Genomic DNA, 21,853 nt, shown 5'->3' with positions numbered 1-21,853 from the left:
AAAACTATGAAAAGATTAAGAAGAACAATGATATTTATGCCAGGGAACAATCCAGGTATGTTACAAAGTGCAGATATATTAGGAGCAGATTCTATAATATTAGACCTTGAAGATGCTGTTAGTTTAACAGAAAAAGATAGTGCTAGAATATTAGTTAGAGAATCTATAAAAAATATAGGGTATAAAGACGTAGAAGTTGTAGTTAGAATAAATCCATTAGATACAGAATATGCAATGGAGGATATTGACACTATAGCAAGAGTAAAGCCAGATACAATACTAGTTCCAAAAGCTACAGAGGAAGCTATATCTAAAACTGATGCAGAACTTACAAGGATAGAAAAAGAAGAAGGTTTTGATGAAGGTAGCATAAAGTTAATCGGTCTTGTAGAATCAGCTTATGGAGTAGAGAATGTATATAACATTATTAAAGCTTCAAATAGAATGGAAGGAATCCTACTTGGTGGAGAAGACTTAACATCAGACATGGGAGTTAAGAGAACAAAAGAAGGAAATGAAATCTTTTATGCAAGAAACAAAGTTGCAACTGCATGTAAGGCATTAAGAGTTGATTCTATAGACACTCCATTTACAGATACAAATGATTTTGAAGGCTTAGAAAAGGATACAAAAAAAGCAAAAAGCTTAGGATTTACAGGAAAAGCGTCTATAAATCCAAGACAAATAGATACTATTCATTCAGTATATTCACCAACTGAGGCAGAAATAAAGCATGCCAAAAGAGTAATGAGTGCAATGGAAGAAGCTAAGAAAGAAGGTAAAGGGGTATTTTCTTTAGATGGGAAAATGGTCGATGCCCCAATAATAAATAGAGCAAAAACAACTTTAGAACTAGCTGAAATTCTTGGACTTATCTAAAAACCATATACAAAAAGTGAGGGATATAGCATGAAAAATATTCTTGGAAGAGAGTTACCTCAATTTATAGAAGGTTATGGAGAAGTTAAACCTTATGAAGGTGCCTTCAAAAATGTTGGGGAATGTGAAAAGAGATCTATTAAAATAAAGGCTACAAGGCCAATGGATGAAAAATTAATCAATTCATTAGATCAATTACTAGATAAATTAGATATTAAAGATGGTATGACAATTTCATTCCATCATCATTTAAGAAATGGTGATTACGTTCTTAACATGGTAGTAGATGCTATAGCGAAAAGGGGAATAAAAGATCTTACAATAGCAGCAAGCTCTATATTTCCAGTACATGCACCATTAGTAGAATATATTAAAAATGGAGTAGTTACAGGATTATACGCAGGGTATATGTCAGGACCTGTAGCACAAGCTGTTTCAGATGGAATTCTTAAAAATCCAGCTATAATGCATACTCATGGTGGAAGAGCAAGACTTATGGAAAGCGGAGAACTTCATGTAGATGTCGCATTTATAGCAGCACCTACAGCAGATGATTACGGAAATGTAAATGGTGTCCAAGGGCCATCAGCATGTGGTTCTCTTGGATATGCAGAAGCTGATGCAGAATTTGCAGATACAGTTGTAGCAATCACAGATAATCTTGTTCCATACCCAGCTTGTCCAATACAAATAACACAAAGCTTAGTAGACTATGTACTTAAAGTAGATAGCATAGGGGATCCAGCAGGAATTGTATCTGGAACAACTCAAGTTACAAAAGATCCTGTAGGATTAAAAATAGCTAAAATGGCATCAGAAGTTATGGTAGCATCAGGTTTAGTGAAAGATGGAATGTCATTCCAAACAGGTGCAGGGGGAATATCTCTTGCAGTTGCAGCAGAACTTAAAGATTATATGAAAAAAGAAGAGATAGTAGGAAGTTTTGCAGCAGGTGGAATAACAGGATATATGGTTGAAATGCTTGAAGAAGGATTATTTAGAAATTTATTTGATGTACAATGTTTTGATCTTAAAGCAGTAAAATCAGTAAGTGAAAATCCAAAGCACATGACAATGTCATCATCAATGTATGGAAATGCTCAAAATAAGGGTGCAGTTGTAAATAAGCTAGATATAATGATTTTAGGTGCAACGGAAATAGATACAGACTTTAATGTAAATGTAACTACAGCTTCTGACGGTACTATTATGGGAGGTTCTGGTGGTCATAGTGATACTGCAGCAGGTTCAAAGCTTGCTATAGTTGTTACAAAACTTGTAAAATCAAGAACTCCAATAATAAAAGATAGAGTTACAACAGTTACAACTCCAGGAGAAAGCATAGATGTTGTAGTAACTGAAAGAGGTATAGCTGTAAATCCTAATAGAACGGATCTTATAGAAAAATTAAAAGAAACTAGACTTCCTGTAATGACTATAGATGAATTAAAAAATTTAGCTGAGAGCATGACAGGGAAACCAAAAGAACTAGAATTTAGCGATGATGTAGTAGCAGTAATAGAATATAGAGATGGAACAGTAATAGATGTAGTAAAAAAAGCTAAATAATATATGATTTATAAAAATAACTCTGAAACTAATATAAGTATCAGAGTTATTTTTATATTTTACTATTTTATTTTTTAAGTAAGATTATTATGTTAAGTTAAAACCAGTTTACTAATAAATATATCTATAGTAACATATTGTTATCAATCTATTAAAGGAGAATTATGGCATATGAATATTATAAGTAGTTTTTTTTATAGAAAAAGACTTAGGTGGGTTAGAGAAGAGTGGGGGCAAGGACGAAAGGGCAAGAGAGATTTTAAAAGTATAGGGAGTTTGTTTGAGTCTTTAATAAAACATAATGATAAAAATAGTTTTTATATAGATGATCAATCATGGGAAGACTTAAATATGGATCAATTGTATTCTAAATTGGATAGAACTTTTTCATTTTGTGGTAAGCAGGGATTATATAATATTCTAAGAACTCCCTTTCTAGAAGAAGAGGGTCTTAAGAAGAGAGATAAGATTATAGATTTTTTTAAGGAGAATACAGAAAAACGTGAGAGGGTTTTAATAGAGTTAACTAAATTAGATATTAGAGATACTGGAGTTGTGGAGTTATTCTTTAGTGAATTAGAAGAAAATAAGTGGTTAAAAATTTTATATAGTGTTCTTGCTGTAATTCCTTTAACACTTGGAATATTAATTTATATATATGGGATAAAAAGTAAATTCATTTCTTATTTAGTTTGCTCACTCATTATTAATTCAGTTATTCACTATAAAAGTGAAGGAAAATTAAATTACAAAATCAATGCTATGTCTACTGTTAGTAGAATTATTAAAGTGGCTAAAAACATTAGTAAACTTAATGTATACGAAATTGAAGAATATAATAAAAAATTAGAGGATTACACCCAAAAATGTAGTAGAATATCGAAAAATAGTTCCTCACTTGGTCAAATCGAAGGGTTAGATAGTATTATGGAGTATTTCAATATTGCTTTTTTAGTTAAGGAAAGGGCATATTTTTCTGTTGCTAATGAAATAAATAATCATAAAGATGAATTAAAGGAAATTTACATACTTCTAGGGGAACTAGAGGCTTTGATATCTGTTGCTTCTTTTAGAGAACAGTATGGAGAGAAGTTAATTAAACCTATTTTAAGTAATAAGGGTAAATTTATTAAGGCTAAAAACATTACTCATCCTATAATAGATGAGCCTGTAGCTAATTCTATACATATGGTTGATAGGGGCATAATATTAACTGGCTCTAACATGTCTGGAAAATCTACGTTTTTAAGGACTATAGGAGTAAATGCACTATTAGCTCAAACCATATATAATTGTAGTGCCGAAAGTTATGAGGGAAGTTATTTTAAAATAATAACTTCTATAAGCCCTGAGGATAATTTGGTTAGTGGCAAGAGTTATTACTTCGGTGAAGTTGAATCTTTACTTAGGATAATAAAATCTGAAGAAGAAAACACTCCAACTTTAAGTCTTATAGATGAGATATTTAGAGGAACAAATCCTGTAGAGCGTGTAAGTGCAGCTACTGAAATTTTAAAATATTTAAATGAGCATAATACTTTAGTTGCTGTAGCGACTCATGATTTAGAACTTACTAAACTTTTAAAGGATAAATATGATTGTTATTATTTTAGAGAAGAAGTGAAGGATGACAAGCTTATTTTTGATTATCTAATAAAAGAGGGTGTTTCTCCTACAAGAAATGCTATAAGAATTTTAAGTATGATGGGTTACCCACAAGAAATTGTGGATAATGCTGAATGTAGGATATCAAGCTGTGAATAATTTATCTTCTTAAGAACTTTACATAAAATTAAGAGGATAATAATATAACAGTTTAACTTCTTAGAGTATAATATATACTATCTATTATAGACTACAATTACAAGTAGATAATGAAAGTTAGGATATACACTTAATAAATACGAAAGGAGTAATATATATGAAGCTAAATATAGGAGTAGACATTGATGGAACTATAACAGATCCATACTACTGGCTAAAGTATATAAATATGTATTTTAAAACAGAACTAAAACCAGAACATATAGTTAAATTTAATATATGTGAAATACTTAATATAGAAGAACAAGATTATCTTGAATTTTATGATATGCATGGGGAAGAGATGCATAGTGATAACATAATTCGTGACAATGCAAAAGAAGTATTAAATAAATTACATGAAGATCATAATATATACTATATTACAGCAAGACCAGAGAAGTTTAAAAAGGTGACAGAAGAGTGGTTGTATAGTAATGAACTTCCCAAAGCACCTGTTCATATGATGGGACACCATAATAAAGTAGAGAAGGCTAGAGAATTAAATTGTGATTTTTTTGTAGAGGATAGATATAGAAATTCTGTATTTCTTGCTAAAGAAGGTATTAAAGTTTTAATGCTTGATACAAATTATAATAGATACCCTCTAATATCTAATATGGAGAGGGTATATAACTGGAATGATATTTATAATCATATAGTAGTTAAAATATAAAAATTAAAATTAAATAGTTGTTTTAGAAAAGTAGAGTACTATATTTCATAGCAATTTAAGGAGTACTTATTAAATAAAATTAGTAGTTTTATTTAGTGAGTATTTTATTTAGATAAGAGCTTGTGAAATAAGTACTCTTTTATTTTTAGAAAATAGACGTTTTACATTATTATACATTAAGCAATGACTGGCTATTTCTATGTAATGAATTTATATTTTTGTGTCAAAAATTATAGTATAAACATATAAAGATAATAGGATAGTATATGAAAAAAATTTATAGATGGTGATTGATATGAGAATAGATAAAGTTTGTGATAAAGGAGATATTAGAGAGTGTATAGATGAGTCTATTTGTGAGATTTTAAATATTGAAAAGGAAATTTTATGTCATATAAAAGATGTAGTGTGTGATATATCGGAACATATAAAGAGTATAGATTCAACTGATGATAAGGTGAGGCTTTTAAATGACATTGTATCCATTTATTGTATAAAAGAAAAGTCTTTTGTAACGGTTATGGATTCTATAGAAAATTTAAGGAGTACGGAGAAGTTTATAAGTAATATATGCTCTAAAAAGTTTTAATATAAATGTTATACAGTTTACTAATGATGACTATAATTATTGCCTATAGAGATGAGATGTTAAAATGGTTTTTGGGGGTATGGAAATGGATGATATAGGTACTTTTAATGAGGAAATTATATGTTGTGATGATATAGTAGATTTGTTAGAGCAAGAGGCTAATATACTTTATGATATATCAAAGTTATTTTCTGCAGAGATTGATGGACAAGATATTAATTCTTTTTTAGTTGGGGTAAATGGATGCAAAAACATTTGCATAAAGTCTGAATATATCAAGCAAATTATGTGTGCTTTGTCCTCTAAGGATTATTCTGTGGCTAATATTATTGATAGCCTCGCGACTCTAACTTTCCTAAGGAAGAATAATATAAACATTAAAGAGGATTGTTAGGAAGCTTAAAGGAGGATTACGTATGGAATGTATGGACAGAAGGGATCTTTGTTTGCAAAAGATAATAAATTCAGAGATTAGAACTTTAAAAGGTATGGAAGAAATTTTAAGGGAAACTATTGATGAGCAAATAAGAATACTTAATGATAGTGATTATTTAGGAGATGAGGAAATTAAAAATTTGATATTTTCAATAAAAAAATTGATTTCCTCCTTTGCTGAAAAAGAAAATTCTATAGCAGAGATAATAAAATCTATTACTAAGCTTCAAGCAGCTTTTATGAATGTAGAACCAGACAGTTTGGAAAAAGTAAATATGGATTGTCATATGAGGAGGTTTTAGAAAAATAAATTACAAGTATGAGAGAAAAGAACATAATCTGCTATGTTTCTTTTCTCTTAAATTTTTATATACATATTTTATAATTCAAATAAATTTTTTAATAATTATGCCATATCAAAGGTGTTTTATATGAGATAGGAATTATGTTACATATATAGTTCCTCTTTGTATTGTGTAATAATGATAAAATGTATACAAATAACTAATAAAATTCAATAAATAATAATAATATGTTAAATAAATTTCAAAAACATGTTATAATTTACTAGTCAAATAAAAACAATTTATGAATATTGTTATCATATACGGGAGGGAAAAAATAATATAGAATATATAAATATAAAAAATACTAAAATACTTCAAAATCTGATTAATTGTGAATTATTTATTAAAGAATAAATATATAATTACGATAAGTGTAAAGACATATTTATTAAAAGGTAAAAATAAATCTTTATGTTATATTTAAAAATATACATTTAACGTGTGGGGCAAGTTAAAATTTTGGACAAGACTCTAACATCATAAAAACTAATTAAATAGTTTTTTAAAATAAAATTAAATTAAAGTATATTAAGGTTATAAGGCAATAGAAATTAGGAGGTATATAGATTTGCAAGAATATCAAAATGTTAAACTAAAGCCAGCAGAGGTTTCCTTATTGGAACAAAAGGAATTTATAAATGAAAAGTATTATATGGATGATCTAAAATACGAAAGAGGGATAATTTATAACCTCACAAAAAGAATAATTGATATCTTTGGATCACTTATAGGACTTATACTTTTAAGCCCTATTTTTATAATAATTAGTGTGCTTATAAAAATTAATTCACGTGGGGCAATATTTTTTTCTCATAAGAGGATTGGAAGGGCTGGAAAAATTATAAATGTATATAAATTTAGAACTATGGTTCCAAATGCCGAAGATTTAATTGAAAAATTACCAGAACATCAGAAGAAGGAGTTTATGGAGAATTTTAAACTTGAAAATGATCCTAGGATAACTAGTATAGGAAAATTTCTAAGAAAGAGTAGTCTTGATGAGCTACCACAATTATTTAATATATTAATTGGTAATATGTCAATTGTTGGACCACGTCCTATAGTGGAAAAAGAATCAATTAAATATGGACAAGATGCTAGTAAACTTTTAAGTGTTAAGCCAGGGTTAACAGGAATGTGGCAAGCTAATGGTAGAAGTGATACCACATATGAAGAGAGAGTTCAAATGGATATGGATTATATAGATAATAGAAGTTTTTGGTTAGACATTAAGATTATATTTCAAACAGTTATAGCAGTAATTAAGAAAAGGGGAGCAAGATAAAAAGACCAATACTTTATCAGGAGGAATAATTAAATGTATGACTATCTTATAGTAGGAGCCGGACTATTTGGTTCTATATTTGCATATGAGGCAACAAAAAGAGGGAAAAAGTGTTTAGTTATTGATAAAAGAAATCATATCGGTGGAAATATATATTGTGATAATATAGAAAAGATAAATGTTCATAAGTATGGAGCACATATATTTCATACTAGCAATAAAGAGGTGTGGAACTATGTAAATGAATTTGTAGAATTTAATAGATTTACAAATTCACCTATAGCTAATTATAAAGGAGAATTATATAACCTTCCTTTTAATATGAATACTTTTAACAAATTATGGGGAGTTATTACTCCAAAAGAGGCAAAAGAAAGAATAGAAGAGCAAAAGAAAGCAGCAGGAATAAAGGAACCTAAAAACTTAGAAGAGCAAGCAATTTCTCTTGTAGGTGTAGATATATATGAAAAATTAATTAAAGGATATACAGAAAAGCAATGGGGTAGACTTGCAACTGAATTACCTGAATTTATTATAAAAAGATTACCGGTTAGGTTTACTTATGACAATAACTATTTTAATGATACATATCAAGGTATTCCTATTGGTGGATATAATACTATTATTGAAAATATGTTAGAAAATTGTGAAGTTAGACTGAATGAGGATTTCTTCAAAAATAGAAAAGAATTAGAGAATATAGCAGACAAAATAGTTTATACAGGGATGATTGATGAATTTTATGATTATAGATATGGAATTTTAGAATATAGAAGTTTAAGATTTGAAACAGAAGTTTTAGATTTAGCTAATTATCAAGGAAATGCCGTTGTAAATTATACAGATAAGGAAACACTATACACAAGAATTATAGAACATAAGCATTTTGAATTTGGAAAACAGGAAAAGACAATAATAACTAAAGAATATCCTAGTGAATGGAAAAAGGGAGACGAGCCTTATTATCCAATAAATGACAAAAAAAATATAGAACTATATAAAAAATATAAGGATTTAGCTATGAAAGAAGATAAAGTTCTATTCGGTGGAAGATTAGCAGAATATAAATATTATGATATGCACCATATAGTTGGAAAAGCTCTTGAAAAAGTAAAAGAGGAGTTTGGAGATTAATGGATATAAAAATACTTGTAGCAACACATAAAAAATATAATATGCCTAAAGAAAGTATGTATTTACCAATACATGTTGGATGTGAAGGAAAAAAAGACTTAGGATATACAGGGGATAACACCGGAGATAGTATTTCCTTAAAAAACCCTAATTATTGTGAATTAACAGGACTTTACTGGGCGTGGAAAAATTTAAAATGCGAATATATTGGTCTATGTCATTATAGAAGATATTTTACTAATAGTAATTTATTTAGAAGAATTTTAAATAAGAATAATAAAATGGATCTAATATTAAGTAAATTAGAAATTGAGAATCTACTAAAAGAATACGATATTGTTTTGCCTAAAAAAAGAAATTATTACATAGAAACAATAGAATCACATTATAAAAATGCTCATCACATAAAAGATTTAGAAGAAACTAAAGAAATTATAAGTGAGATATATCCGGACTATATTTCTAGTTTTGATAAAGTAATGAAATGGAAAAAGCTTCATTTATATAATATGTTTGTAATGGATAAAGAGGGTTTTGATAAATATTGTGAATGGTTATTTAATATATTATTTGAACTTGAAAAAAGGGTAGATATATCTTCGTATGATAATTATCAAAAAAGGATATATGGATTTTTAAGTGAAAGGTTATTTAATGTTTGGATTGTTAAAAATAAAAAAATGGTATGTGAAATGGATGTAGTAAATATGGAAAATATTAATTGGCCATTAAAAATAGTAACTTTTATTAAAAGGAAGTTTAAGAATTATAAATTAAAAAATATATAATTGGAGGAATTATGAACTTTTACGTATGTGCTACGCCCTATCATTTATTTGTTACATTATGTGATATATCTATCAAAAATATGAAAAGTTACATATATTTATCTACACACGATGAGAATATCTTTAAAATGTTTTTGGATTATAAGGAAAAGATTGCTGAATTTAAGAATGTAGAAAAGGTTTGGATGAGAAAACGAAATAATATCCATGAAAGACTATTTATAGAAAGCATTAAGGATAAGCTAGAATATAAGAGGTTAAAAGAAGAAATAACAAGTTCAAATGTTATTATATTTCCATGGAATCCATACTCTCTATTTTCACCGTCAGAATATATATTTAATCATGCTAAAAAAGTAAAGTTAATAGAAGAAGGGGCTAATCTATATATAATGAAGAAACCGTCTAAAGCATTTATGTTTATAAAGAGATATGTATATAGAAGGAATCTAAATTTTTATAAGGATAAGAAGGTTACAAAAATTATGGTTCAATTTCCAGAGCGATATCCAAAGCATTTGAATAATAAATTAGCACACTTGGATTTAGAGGGTATAATTAATAAAATAGATAATGTTAATAAAAATATTATAGTAAATGTTTTTACAAATAAATTAAATAAAGATTATTTTAAAAATAACAGTTTATTAATTTTATCACAGCCATTATCAGAAGATGGATATATAAAAGAAGAGAAAAAGATAGAACTTTATAAAAATATAATATATGAATATGGAGAAGGTTACAATATTATATTAAAAAAACATCCTAGAGAGAAAACAATATATAATTTCTCTAACGTGTTGGAATTGGATGGGAATTTTCCTAGTGAATTATTTAAGTTGCTAAATATAAAGTTTGAAAAAGCCATAGGGGTTTGTACAGGTTCAGTTAAATTTGTAGATTCCAAAGAAAGTTTTAATATAGATGAGAACTTCTTAAAGAAGTGTAAGGTAGAAAAAAAGTGAAATTTTCATTTTTAAACAAAAGGAGAAGGAAATGGAGAAGTTAAGAAGTTTAAATTTTCATATGTTATGTTTATATGTATTGCTAGCATTTTGTGCAATACCAATGGAGTTTCAAGGAAAATTTAAGATTTTTTTTGTAGGAATATTTTTTTTGATAAATGGTATTTACATATTTATAAATAAAATTGAAATAAAGGTTAAAAAAGTAGATATAATACTATATGCTCTTATTACTATTGTAAGTATTGCTATTTTAATAATAAGTCCATACACTATTGTGTTTACTATGAGTATATTTGGATTTTTAGTGATTTTACAGCTATCTTTTATTCCTAGATATAAAATATCTCAAGAATTTTTAAATAAAAATATATATATGATATTTATTATATCTATAATTATACAACTAATATTGGGGAGATATAATAGTCTAAATGGTAGAATATCTTTAAGTATAATTAGAGATAAGAATTTCTCTGCTATGGTTATGTTACTATTTTTTATGTATTGTGTAAAAAATAAGTTTTATCTAGGAAAGATATTGTCTATAGGTACTATTTTAATATTGAATAGTAGAGCCAGCGTACTTACATTAATATTGTTTTTTGTTGTTAAATTATTTAGAAATACAATATGGCTAATATTACAAAAGCTTAGATTAAATAGGATATATAAATTATTTGTTCTTATGCTTATTTTTATTATATCTATTAGTTATATATGGATTTTCAAAGTGACTTCTACATATGCTGTTAAAGGGTATCAACAGGGGTTAAATGATATCTCTAATAAAATGAGATTTGCTGCAAATATATATGCTATGGATATATTAAAAGATAACAAAGAACAATTAATGATTTATGGGTATGATAGTGATTTTAAAGATGCTTTTAATATATATGATCATGGAGTAAGTGATTATAGAAGGTTTATGGGAGTTAGACTTGTCCAACCTCATAATTCTATTATAAATATAATTGTAAGAACTGGGATTGTATTTTCTTTATTATATTTTTATATATTATCAAGAATTATAGATAAATTATATACAAAGGATAATTTAGAATATATATTACCGTATTTATTTAGTACATTATTTTTACATGAATTATTAAATAGTAGATTTTTATTGTTTTGGATTATAGTATTATGTTTACCTATAAATAAAACTATTAAAAATAAAAAGTTGGAGAGCTTATTTACTAAGATTAAAGTATATAAAGTGAATATAAAAAATGGGGTGGGAAAATGTATAACAATAAAAAAATAGCTGTATGTATTCCAGCTAGGGGAGGATCTAAAGGTATTCCAAGAAAAAATGTAAGATTATTAGCTGGTAAACCATTAATAACATATGTAATAGATGAGTTGAAAAAATCATCTATTATAGATTACATATTAATAACTACAGATGATGATGAGATAAAGTTTATTGCTAACAAAAAAGGTGTTAATATAATAGACAGGCCTTCAACTTTAGCTGATGATAAAACTCCATTAGATCCTGTTATATATCATGCCGTAACAACCTTAGAAGATAATATAAAAGAAGATTTAGATATTATTATTACAGTACAACCTACCTCACCATTACTAAAAGTACGTACTGTTGAATCAGCAATAAAAAAGATACTAGATGAAAATGCAGATACAGTAATAAGTGTAGTAGATGATAGACATTTAGCATGGACAACCAATGAAGAAGATAAATATATACCTAAATATGAGAAAAGATTAAATAGACAATACTTACCTAGCGAGTTTAGGGAAACAGGTGCTATATTTGCGACAAAAAGAGAATTTATAAGTGAAAATTCTAGAATGGGGAAAAATATAGACTTAATAGAAGTTAGCAAGGATGAAAGTATAGATATAGATAATTATGCGGATTGGTGGGTGGCAGAGAGATTATTAAAAAGAAAAAAAATAGTCATAAGAGCAGATGCGACTAATGAAATCGGGACAGGACATATATATAGAGGACTAAATATAGCTAGCAAAATAACAGAACATGAAGTTATTTTTTTAATGAATTCTAAGTGTAAATTAGGAATAGACATAGTATCTAAAAATAATTATCCTATAGTTACATTTGAAGATAACTTATGGGATACAATAGATAGGCTAAGTCCAGATATAATCATAAATGATATATTAGATAGCAAAAAGGAGTATATGAAAGAGTTAAAAGACAGGGGTATATTTACCATAAACTTTGAAGATCTTGGAGATGGAGCTAGGTATGCAAATTTAGTATTTAATGCCTTATATGAACACAAAATACCCTTGAAAAACTCACATTCTGGATATAAATATTATATTTTAAGAGATGAATTTTATGGATATAAAGATAGAGAAATAAAAGAAGATATAGATAATATATTAGTGACTTTTGGAGGTACAGACCCATGTAATTTAACAGAAAAGACCTTGGATGGATTGCTAAATATTAATTATGCTAGGGATATAAATGTAGTATTAGGTTTAGGCTACGAAGATAAAAAAAATATATATGAAAAGTATAAACAGTTTAAAAATATATTTATATATGAGTCTGTAAAGAATATGAGTGAGTATATGTATAATGCTGATTTAGTTATAACATCTGGTGGTAGGACCATGTATGAAGTAGTTTCATTAAAGACGCCTTGTTTAGTTTTATGTCAAAATGAAAGGGAACTAACGCATGTATTTGGACATTCTGGAAATGGTATTATAAATTTAGGTATGGGGAAATATATAACAGATGGTATGTTAAGGAATAACTTAAATGAAGTTATAAAAGATTTTTCATTAAGAAAAGAAATGAAAGAAAGAATGAAAAGTATTGATTTAACTAATGGATTTAAAAACATTTTTGATTTAGCTAAAGAAGAATATCATAAGGTTAAATTTAATTTTCATGTATAAAAATTAAAGTTTTACATAAAAAGGAGATATATAAATGAAAGGAATAATGGAAAAAATAAGAGATTCTAAGAGAGCTTTTATAATAGCTGAAATAGGAGTTAATTATTATGATATTGCTCAGAAGGAAGGTATAAGTGCACTGGAAGCTGCAAAATTAATGATAAAAGAGGCTAAAGAAGCTGGGGCACAGGCTGCAAAATTTCAAACGTATAAAGCAGGTAAAATAGCTTCTAAAAAAGCACCAGCTTATTGGGATACTACTGAAGAAAGCACTAGATCACAATATGAGTTATTCACTAAGTTTGATAAATTTGGTGAGAGGGAATATGTTGAATTAGCGAAGTATTGTGAGGAGATAGGTATAATATTTATGTCAACTCCATTTGATTTTGAATCAGCAGATTATTTAAATGAGTTAATGCCTATATATAAAATATCTTCTTCAGATTTAACTAATTTACCATTTATAAAGCATATTGCTAAAAAGGGAAAACCTGTATTTATATCTACAGGTGCAGCTACTATAGGAGAAATAGAATCTGCTGTAAATGCAATATTAGAAGAGGGTAATAAAGATATAGCTATAATGCATTGTGTTTTAGATTATCCTACTAAATATGAAAATGCTAATTTAAATATGATAAATCATTTAAAGCAGGTGTTCCCGGGATATATTTTAGGATATTCAGATCATACTAAACCAGATAAAAACATGTTAGTTTTAACTAAAGCATATGAATATGGAGCGAAAGTTATAGAAAAACATTTTACCTTAGATAAAACTTTAACTGGAAATGATCATTACCACGCTATGGAGCCTAATGATTTGAGGATATTTAATAATAATTTAGAAATGTTAAATTTAATAGAAGGGGGATATTGTAAAAGACCTTTAGAGTGCGAAAGTTCTTCAAGAAAACAGGCAAGAAGAAGTTTAATTGCTAAGCAGGAAATAAAAAAAGATGAAGTGATAACTAAAGAAATGATTACTTTTAAAAGACCAGGTACAGGAATATCTCCAGTCGATTTAGAGAGGGTATTAGGCAGAAAAGCGAAAGTTAATATAGAAGAGGATACTATATTGACTTGGGATTTATTTTAGTTATTATTTTAAAAGAGGATGAGTATACTATGAAAATATTAGTTACCGGCGGAGCAGGGTTTATAGGATCTAATTTAGTAGATAAATTTATAAGTATGGGAAACGATGTATGTATAATTGATAATTTATCTACTGGAAATATAAATAATGTAAATAAGAAAGCTAGATTGTATATAAATGATATACTTGATTCTAATATAGCTAATATATTTAAAAAGGAGGAATTTGATATAGTTTATCACTTTGCTGCCCAAATAGATGTACAAAAGTCTATAAAAGATCCTATGTTTGATTCTAAAGTAAATATATGCGGAACCATAAATATATTGAAAAATTGTGTTGATTATGGAGTAAAGAAGATAGTATATCCTTCCTCAGCTGCTGTTTATGGACAACCAGAATATTTACCTATAGATGAAAAGCATAGGGTGAAACCTATATCTTCTTATGGATTATCAAAATATACACCAGAAGAATATATAAGATCTTTTAGCGAATTATACGACCTGGATTTTACCATATTTAGATATGCTAATGTTTATGGTATAAGACAAGATCCTAAGGGGGAAGGTGGGGTAGTATCTATATTTATGGATAGGTTATTTAAAAATTCTCCACTATGCATATTTGGAGATGGGAAAGCTTTGAGAGATTATATATATGTAGAAGATATAGTAGATGCTAATATTGCAGCTTTATGTAATGGGAGTAGAAATCTATTTAATATAGGTACTGGCGTTTATACTTCTGTTAGGGACTTAGGGCAAACGATGATAGATATTATGAATGTGAAATCCAACATAGAGTATAAAGCTTATAGAAAAGGAGACATAGAAAAATCTTATTTTAATATAGAGAAGGCTAAAGCGGAACTTAAATGGAAACCAAAATATAATTTGCAGGAGGGACTTATAAAGACTATAAATTATTATAAAAACAATATATAGAGTAATACTTATTTAAGAGTATTACATAAGGTGATAAAGTATGTTACGAAAATTTAAAAATATATTTAAAAACAATAAATTTAGTGTGATTTTTAAATATTCCTTTATTAAGTATATTGCATTAATGGTAGGGTTTTTAAAAGAAATAGTAAATGCTAGGGCTTTGGGCCCAGAATTACTGGGGGTCTTAGGCAACTTATTGTTAATATTAAATTATTTATCATATGCTAATTTAGGCATTTTATATTCCATGAATAGAGAATATGTACTTTATAAGGATAAAGATGAAGAAAAGGCGAGGCAGGTTATCTATACCTCTTTTACAAGTCTATTTATACTTTCTATTTTTTTTATAGCATGTGGTTTTTTATCAAAATTATTTATTTTTAAGGATGTTACGGGAAAATACTTGATATATATTTTTTTTATTGCTATTTTTCAACAGTTTAAAATGTTTTTTATTAATTATTTTAGATTGGTTGATAATTTTAAAAAGATTAATTCTATTGAACTTGTTAATAATGTAGGGACATTTTTATTAATAGTACTATTTATAAAGGATTATAAAATAAATGCAGTGTTGTATTCTATGATTATCTGTGGATTTATAACATTAATATATGGTATTATTAATTGTAAAAACATAAAAATTGGCATAAATTTAAATATATTAAAAGATTTAATTTATATAGGAATACCCTTATTAATTTATAATTTAGGATTTTATATTTTAACAACAGTAGATAGAATAATGATTTTAAAATATTTAAATTATGAAGAACTAGGCTATTATACATTTTCAAATCAAATAGTTAGTGCGACATTAGTTTTTATAACGTCTATTTTATTTTTATATTATCCTAAAGCTATAAAAATACTAAATATAGATGAAAATTTTGATGGCGAAAAAGCTTATAATAATATACAAAGATATACTAAGTATGTGGAATTATTAGGAGTTTTATTGAGTATAGTAGGTATAATATTAATAAAGCCCTTTGTAAATATTGTCGTACCTAATTATGAGGTGAGTATAAATATTTATAGGGTACTAGTATTAGGTGCAATAGTTTCACAAGTTTCATATTTTGCAAATGTATTTATAGTATCAAATAAGAAACAAATATATCTAATTTTTCTTCAATTTTTAACTATAATATTATCTATAATATTAAATTATATATTTTTAAAATTAGGTTTTAAGGTTACAGGAGTATCTATAGCTACTATGGTTACCAATATAATATATTCTGTAATGCAATATTTGATTTTCTTAAAAATATTAAACCAAAGAAAATGTCATTTTAATATAGTTTTAAAAACTTATTATAAGTTTATTTTATTTGTAATTATATTATTAATTATAAATACTTTAAAAATAAACTATTACTTATATATAATAATTTTATTAGTATTTGTATTTATGTTATATAAAAAAGATATTAAAAATATCATTAATAAGTATACTTAGTGTGAAAGTCTAAGTTTATTAAAACTAAATCCAGTAGTTAAGCTGTGCTTTTGCTTACTACTGGATTTAGTTTATCAAAAAATATTCTCTTATGCCATATATTAACTCTTTGACAATTACAAATTGTTTATGTAAGTTTTATTAATATTAATAATAAGGAGATTTTTATGGAAAACAAGAAGTTAGATAAGTTAGTCTATTTAACTCCTTCCTTGATATGGAGGGGATTTATTGATTATGACAACCTAAATATATTAGTTAATAAGAGTGCACATGTAACTTAATACTATTTTTATTTAATAATTTGTAGTTGTTAGAAAAGATTTCTACTATTGTTTTTATTCGAATAACTTTTTATATTAACTTTCTTAAATTGAGCTACTATGGTATAATGTTCCCGTCCCAAATGGTAGACTTATACTTATATGTATAGCTTATATGTAGGTATATGGTTAATAGTTACTACTAGACACCTAACCATTTATCCTAAAAAAGTATGCTATTATCAACTATTTTTGTAAGTGAATGTTTTATTAATCTTTTTATTTTTAGTGATAATTATACTAAAACAAGGTTGTTGACTATTTTCATTTATAGATTGCTGATATAAGCAGAAAGAAATTACATATAATTTATACTCATTAGTTAAACACTAATATATAATAAAAAGATATTATTAATATATCAAAGAAAGAACTATATTGCATATATAGTTCCTTTTGTCGTACAAAATAATAGGGTTTACAAAACAAATATTAGTTATATAACAAATTAAATCTAAAAATGTATTAAATGAATTACAAGAGACTGTTTTGATTTTCCAGTAAGCTAAAAGAGGTTTATGAATAATATTGTTATGTATGGAGAAAAAAGAGAAGATGTAATATAAGATTACTAAAATATTTCAAAATATAATTAATTATGCATTAATTATTAAAGAATAAATATATATTTACGATAAATGTAAGTATATATCTATTTAAAAAGTAAAAATAAACCTTTTTACTATATTTTAAAATATAGAATTTTAAAAATGATTTAAGAAAGTAAGATTACAATTAGTTATCTAGGAGGAAGAGCATGGAACAAGAAATTACAATAGATTTGCATAAAGTAAGTGAAATACTAGTAAAAAGAAAAAAACTCATAGCAATAATTACAACAATATCACTTTTAATTACAGGAATAATAAGTTTCTTTATAATTAAACCTACATATGAAACTAAGGCTACTATAGTTATAGGAAAAGAAGAAGAAAAGAATGATAAACAAAATTCTTATAATGATATTATGATGTTTCAAAAACTAGTAAAGACTTATGCACAAATAGCAGAATCAAGAACAGTTATAGAAAAAGTGGCGCAAAAGGTAGGTAATGGATTAACCTATGAAAAACTTAAGGGTAGAATAAAAGTTATCCCCCAACCGGACACTCAAATTATGGAGATAAAGGTTTTAAGTAAAAAGCCGGAAGAGGCATATAGTGTACTAAATTCATTAGGAGAAATTTTCATTTCTGAATCTAAAAGAATTTACCCAACTGGACAAATTGAAATTTTGGACAAGGCTGTAGTACCAGAAAAACCAATAAAACCGAACAAAAAACTTAATATGGCAATAGCATTATTATTAGGTTTATTCCTATCTACAGGAGCCTCTTTTTTACTGGAATATTTGGATAGGACTTTAAAATCAGAAGAAGATATAGAAAGATACTTGGATTTACCAGTGCTTGCAGTGATACCTAAAATAGAAAAGTAGGTGAAGTTGAGTGTTAGATATTCATAGTCACATTATACCACGAGTAGATGATGGAGCAAAAAATTTAAGTGAATCATTAAAAATGATTTATATGGCTATTAAGGGAGGAACTAAGACCATAATAGCCACTCCGCATTATTATAGAGGATTTTACGAAGTTCCATATAGTGAGCAAGTTAAGAATTTACATGATTTAAAGATAGAAGTAGTAGATAAATGTTTAGATATAGAAATAATCTTAGGACAAGAAGTTTTTTTAGATCATAGTGTGGTGGAACTTTTAGAGAGTGGAAAAATAGGACCTATAAGTAATACAAACTATATGTTGGTTGAAACTGATATAAGAGAATACGATAAATCAATTCTTGACTATATTTATGAACTTAGGGTAAGAGACATAACACCTATATTGGCACATCCAGAACGATATATTTACATTCAAAATAATCCTACGATTTTAAATGAGTTTGTGAAAGAAGGATGCTTATTTCAAGTTAATGGAGGAAGTATCAAGGGGATATTTGGGGAAGATGTAAAAAGGACATCTGAAATTTTAATAAATAATGGGTTTTGTAACTTTTTAGGATCTGATGCTCATAGTACTAATAAAAGAAATACAGATTTAAAGGAAGTCATAAAAGAACTGCAAGATATAAATAAAAATGGATATGAAAAAGTTATAGAAAATGGGGATTTACTTTTATCAAACCTGCCTATAGAGGCTGAGTTTGAAAAGCTAGAAAAAAGAAAGAGTTTCTTTAGTTTTTTTAAAAGAAAATAGAACGTCTAATTTTGGAGGAAATCTATATGAAATTAAATAAGGATAGTAAGCTAATAACATTTATAGAACCAAAATCACCAATATCAGAGGCATATCGTACTTTAAGAACTAATATTCAATTTTCCTCTTTCGATGAAGAAATAAGGGTAATATATACAACCAGTGCATTGCCAAGTGAAGGGAAATCCACTACATCAGCTAATTTAGCCGTAACATTTGCCCAAGGAGGAGCTAAAACACTATTAGTAGATTGTGACTTAAGAAAGCCAAACGTACATAAAATTTTTGGACTATCAAATACTAGGGGACTTTCAAATTTACTTGTAAAAGAACAAGGATTAGAAAAAATAATATATCAAAGTGGAATTGAAAATTTGCATATCTTAACATCAGGATTAAAACCGCCTAACCCTTCAGAACTGCTAGCTTCTAACAAAATGAAAGAGTTTATAGAAGTTTTAAAAAAGTATTATGATATTGTAATTTTAGATGCTCCACCTGTTGCTGTAGTTACAGATGCACAAATAATTTCCCAGTATTCACAGGGAGGAATTCTTGTGGTAGCTTCCGGAGAAAGTGAAAGAGAAGTTATAGTTAAAGCTAGAAATTTATTAGAAAAGGTGGGTAGTAAAATACTAGGAGTAGTGCTTAATAAGGCAGAAAAGAAGAGTGGTAAGGGGTATTACAATTATTACTATGACTCAGATGCAAAATAAAAGTTAAATTATAGTAGGGTTAAAAGGCAATAAGAACTAGGCGATATATAGATTTTCAAGAATATCAAAATGTTAAAGTGAAGTCAGCAGAGGTTTTATTATTGAAATAAATGCAATTTACAAATGAAAAATATCTTATGGGTAATCTAAAATATGAAAGAGTGATATTCGATAATTTTACAAAAAAACAATTGATATCTTTGGATCACTTATAGGTTTTATACTTTTAAGTCCTATTTTTATAATGATTTGTGCAATTATAAAAAATGATTCAAAAGAACCAACAATATTCTCTCATAAAAGAATTGGGAAGACTGGAAGGATTATAAGCGTATATAGATTTAGAACTATGGTTTCAAATGCTGAAGATTTAATTGAAAAATTGCTAGAACACCAGAAGAAGGGGCTTATGATAGCTAGAAGAAACACATATTTAGATATAAAACTTATATTTAAAACTATTTCAGTAGTTATACAGATAAGGGGAGCAAAATAGGTCAAAGGAACTTAAGAAGTGTAGGAAGTTCCAATAAAAACTTTTAAGGGTCGATTGAGAGATGAAAATGCAGTATAATAAGGAGGGAGTTGGTATAGGGGAAGGTAAAAATTCTAAACAAAATAATTTATAGCTTTTAGTGAAGTTGTATGAATTTAGATAATTATAATATGGGTTATTATTTATAACGATGTCAATATTATTTATAGCGATAATTTCATATATATTGATATGTTAGTTCGTTATATGAAGTTGCACTCATATTTATTATATGATATTGCAAAATAATATAATTATATTTATAATGTTTATAGTATTTATTCTTAGAATACAAATATATAATTTAAACATATAAGAAATTTAGAATAAGTTAATTATCATTTCCACGTATAGTTACACATGGTTATTTCTTTATTCCTTACAATGATATTTTTGATTATCTTATCTATAAAAACTAAGCTTATATAATTTAGTTTAACTACAACAATCATGTTGTAGTTTTGATTTTTTCGGTGATGTTATTCTTTTACGAGAAGTAATTTATCTTATAAGCTTATTTTATTTTTCTGTCTTCGAGAAGGATAATATTAATAGAACTTTACAGAATTTAAATATGTAATTGGAGGCTTTTATGGAAAACAAGAAGCTAGATAAATTAGTTTATTTCACCCCCTCCTTCATATGGATGGGAATTATTTTTTATTTTTCTCATCAAGTAGGGGATGTTTCATCTAAAAATAATCATTTTATTGTAAGTTATGTAGATAAAATAAGCAGCTCTTTAGTGAAATTTATTGGTTATGATAACCTAAATGTACTGGTTAGAAAGAGTGCACATGTAACTGAATACTTAATATTATTTTTATTATTATTTTATGGCTTTTATAGATTTTATAAAAATACTAGGTATAAGTGCTTATGGAAAAGTAGTGTTCTCAGTGCTTTGAGTACTATTTTATATGCTTGTACCGACGAATTTCATCAAATTTTTGTAATAGGTCGAGAGGGGAAGATTTTTGACGTTTTTGTTGACTCTATTGGAGCACTAATAGGAATTATAATTGTAACAATTTTATTTAGAAAGAAAAATGGTTAGAGAGCTTGCTATGACTTATGTTATATGTCATAGCATTTTTGTTTTATAAGAGGATTATTAGGAAATATTACGGGAATCAAAATAAAATCAATAGAATTTA

At 26.8% G+C, this 21,853-nt stretch carries 21 protein-coding genes; all 21 read left to right on the top strand.

What is annotated here, in order from left to right; all coding sequences use genetic code 11:
- Window positions 1-6: 6 nt before the first annotated feature.
- The 21 genes from FGL08_RS11480 to FGL08_RS11380 all read left to right on the top strand — a co-directional run bounded on the left by FGL08_RS11480 (window position 7) and on the right by FGL08_RS11380 (window position 21,753).
- Entirely contained in the window at window positions 7-879 is an 873-nt protein-coding gene (locus FGL08_RS11480; protein ID WP_138210924.1) for an HpcH/HpaI aldolase/citrate lyase family protein, read from the top strand.
- Between the two features lie 30 nt (window positions 880-909).
- Window positions 910-2,448 carry a citrate lyase subunit alpha gene (gene citF, locus FGL08_RS11475; RefSeq protein ID WP_138210923.1) on the top strand — a complete coding sequence of 513 codons (1,539 nt, stop codon included), beginning with the start codon at window positions 910-912 and terminating at the stop codon, window positions 2,446-2,448.
- A 171-nt stretch (window positions 2,449-2,619) separates the two neighbouring features.
- A complete protein-coding gene (locus tag FGL08_RS11470; protein ID WP_138210922.1) occupies window positions 2,620-4,212 on the top strand; it encodes a MutS-related protein in 1,593 nt (530 codons plus the stop codon).
- Between the two features lie 157 nt (window positions 4,213-4,369).
- Entirely contained in the window at window positions 4,370-4,927 is a 558-nt protein-coding gene (locus tag FGL08_RS11465; RefSeq protein ID WP_138210921.1) for a 5' nucleotidase, NT5C type, read from the top strand.
- 295 nt (window positions 4,928-5,222) lie between these two features.
- Entirely contained in the window at window positions 5,223-5,516 is a 294-nt protein-coding gene (locus FGL08_RS11460; protein ID WP_138210920.1) for a hypothetical protein, read from the top strand.
- Between the two features lie 85 nt (window positions 5,517-5,601).
- Window positions 5,602-5,910 (top strand): hypothetical protein, encoded by a 309-nt coding sequence (locus tag FGL08_RS11455; protein WP_138210919.1) that lies wholly within the window; start codon window positions 5,602-5,604, stop codon window positions 5,908-5,910.
- A 22-nt stretch (window positions 5,911-5,932) separates the two neighbouring features.
- Window positions 5,933-6,253 carry a hypothetical protein gene (locus FGL08_RS11450; protein ID WP_138210918.1) on the top strand — a complete coding sequence of 107 codons (321 nt, stop codon included), beginning with the start codon at window positions 5,933-5,935 and terminating at the stop codon, window positions 6,251-6,253.
- Window positions 6,254-6,950: 697 nt separating this feature from the next.
- Entirely contained in the window at window positions 6,951-7,583 is a 633-nt protein-coding gene (locus FGL08_RS11445) for a sugar transferase (RefSeq protein WP_138211333.1), read from the top strand.
- Between the two features lie 33 nt (window positions 7,584-7,616).
- Complete coding sequence (gene glf / locus FGL08_RS11440; protein ID WP_138210917.1) at window positions 7,617-8,717, top strand: UDP-galactopyranose mutase; 1,101 nt, start codon at window positions 7,617-7,619, stop codon at window positions 8,715-8,717.
- Complete coding sequence (locus FGL08_RS11435; RefSeq protein ID WP_138210916.1) at window positions 8,717-9,505, top strand: DUF4422 domain-containing protein; 789 nt, start codon at window positions 8,717-8,719, stop codon at window positions 9,503-9,505. The genes glf and FGL08_RS11435 overlap by 1 nt, the downstream gene beginning before the upstream one ends.
- Window positions 9,506-9,516: 11 nt before the next feature.
- Window positions 9,517-10,473 (top strand): polysialyltransferase family glycosyltransferase, encoded by a 957-nt coding sequence (locus FGL08_RS11430; protein WP_138210915.1) that lies wholly within the window; start codon window positions 9,517-9,519, stop codon window positions 10,471-10,473.
- Window positions 10,474-10,504: 31 nt separating this feature from the next.
- Complete coding sequence (locus FGL08_RS11425; RefSeq protein WP_243117982.1) at window positions 10,505-11,743, top strand: O-antigen ligase family protein; 1,239 nt, start codon at window positions 10,505-10,507, stop codon at window positions 11,741-11,743.
- A complete protein-coding gene (locus FGL08_RS11420) occupies window positions 11,722-13,383 on the top strand; it encodes a cytidylyltransferase domain-containing protein (protein ID WP_138210914.1) in 1,662 nt (553 codons plus the stop codon). The genes FGL08_RS11425 and FGL08_RS11420 overlap by 22 nt, the downstream gene beginning before the upstream one ends.
- A 34-nt stretch (window positions 13,384-13,417) precedes the next feature.
- Window positions 13,418-14,485 carry an N-acetylneuraminate synthase family protein gene (locus FGL08_RS11415; RefSeq protein ID WP_138210913.1) on the top strand — a complete coding sequence of 356 codons (1,068 nt, stop codon included), beginning with the start codon at window positions 13,418-13,420 and terminating at the stop codon, window positions 14,483-14,485.
- Between the two features lie 29 nt (window positions 14,486-14,514).
- A complete protein-coding gene (locus FGL08_RS11410) occupies window positions 14,515-15,432 on the top strand; it encodes a GDP-mannose 4,6-dehydratase (protein ID WP_138210912.1) in 918 nt (305 codons plus the stop codon).
- 40 nt (window positions 15,433-15,472) lie between these two features.
- Window positions 15,473-16,903 carry a lipopolysaccharide biosynthesis protein gene (locus FGL08_RS11405; RefSeq protein WP_138210911.1) on the top strand — a complete coding sequence of 477 codons (1,431 nt, stop codon included), beginning with the start codon at window positions 15,473-15,475 and terminating at the stop codon, window positions 16,901-16,903.
- 1,080 nt (window positions 16,904-17,983) lie between these two features.
- Window positions 17,984-18,664 carry a YveK family protein gene (locus FGL08_RS11400; RefSeq protein WP_138210910.1) on the top strand — a complete coding sequence of 227 codons (681 nt, stop codon included), beginning with the start codon at window positions 17,984-17,986 and terminating at the stop codon, window positions 18,662-18,664.
- A 10-nt stretch (window positions 18,665-18,674) separates the two neighbouring features.
- The gene (locus FGL08_RS11395) at window positions 18,675-19,445 is read left to right on the top strand and encodes a tyrosine-protein phosphatase (protein ID WP_138210909.1); all 771 of its coding nucleotides are present in this window, start codon (window positions 18,675-18,677) and stop codon (window positions 19,443-19,445) included.
- A 26-nt stretch (window positions 19,446-19,471) separates the two neighbouring features.
- Window positions 19,472-20,161 (top strand): CpsD/CapB family tyrosine-protein kinase, encoded by a 690-nt coding sequence (locus FGL08_RS11390; RefSeq protein ID WP_138210908.1) that lies wholly within the window; start codon window positions 19,472-19,474, stop codon window positions 20,159-20,161.
- A 190-nt stretch (window positions 20,162-20,351) separates the two neighbouring features.
- On the top strand, window positions 20,352-20,657 hold the full coding sequence (locus FGL08_RS11385) for a sugar transferase (protein ID WP_138210907.1): 306 nt from the start codon (window positions 20,352-20,354) through the stop codon (window positions 20,655-20,657).
- Window positions 20,658-21,288: 631 nt separating this feature from the next.
- On the top strand, window positions 21,289-21,753 hold the full coding sequence (locus FGL08_RS11380; RefSeq protein ID WP_138210906.1) for a VanZ family protein: 465 nt from the start codon (window positions 21,289-21,291) through the stop codon (window positions 21,751-21,753).
- The last annotated feature ends 100 nt before the right edge of the window (window positions 21,754-21,853 follow it).

This window comes from Hathewaya histolytica, assembly GCF_901482605.1.
Lineage (GTDB): Bacteria > Bacillota > Clostridia > Clostridiales > Clostridiaceae > Hathewaya > Hathewaya histolytica.
The sequence above is the reverse complement of the archived record's forward strand: the minus strand, read 5'-3'. Positions and strand labels throughout refer to the sequence as shown.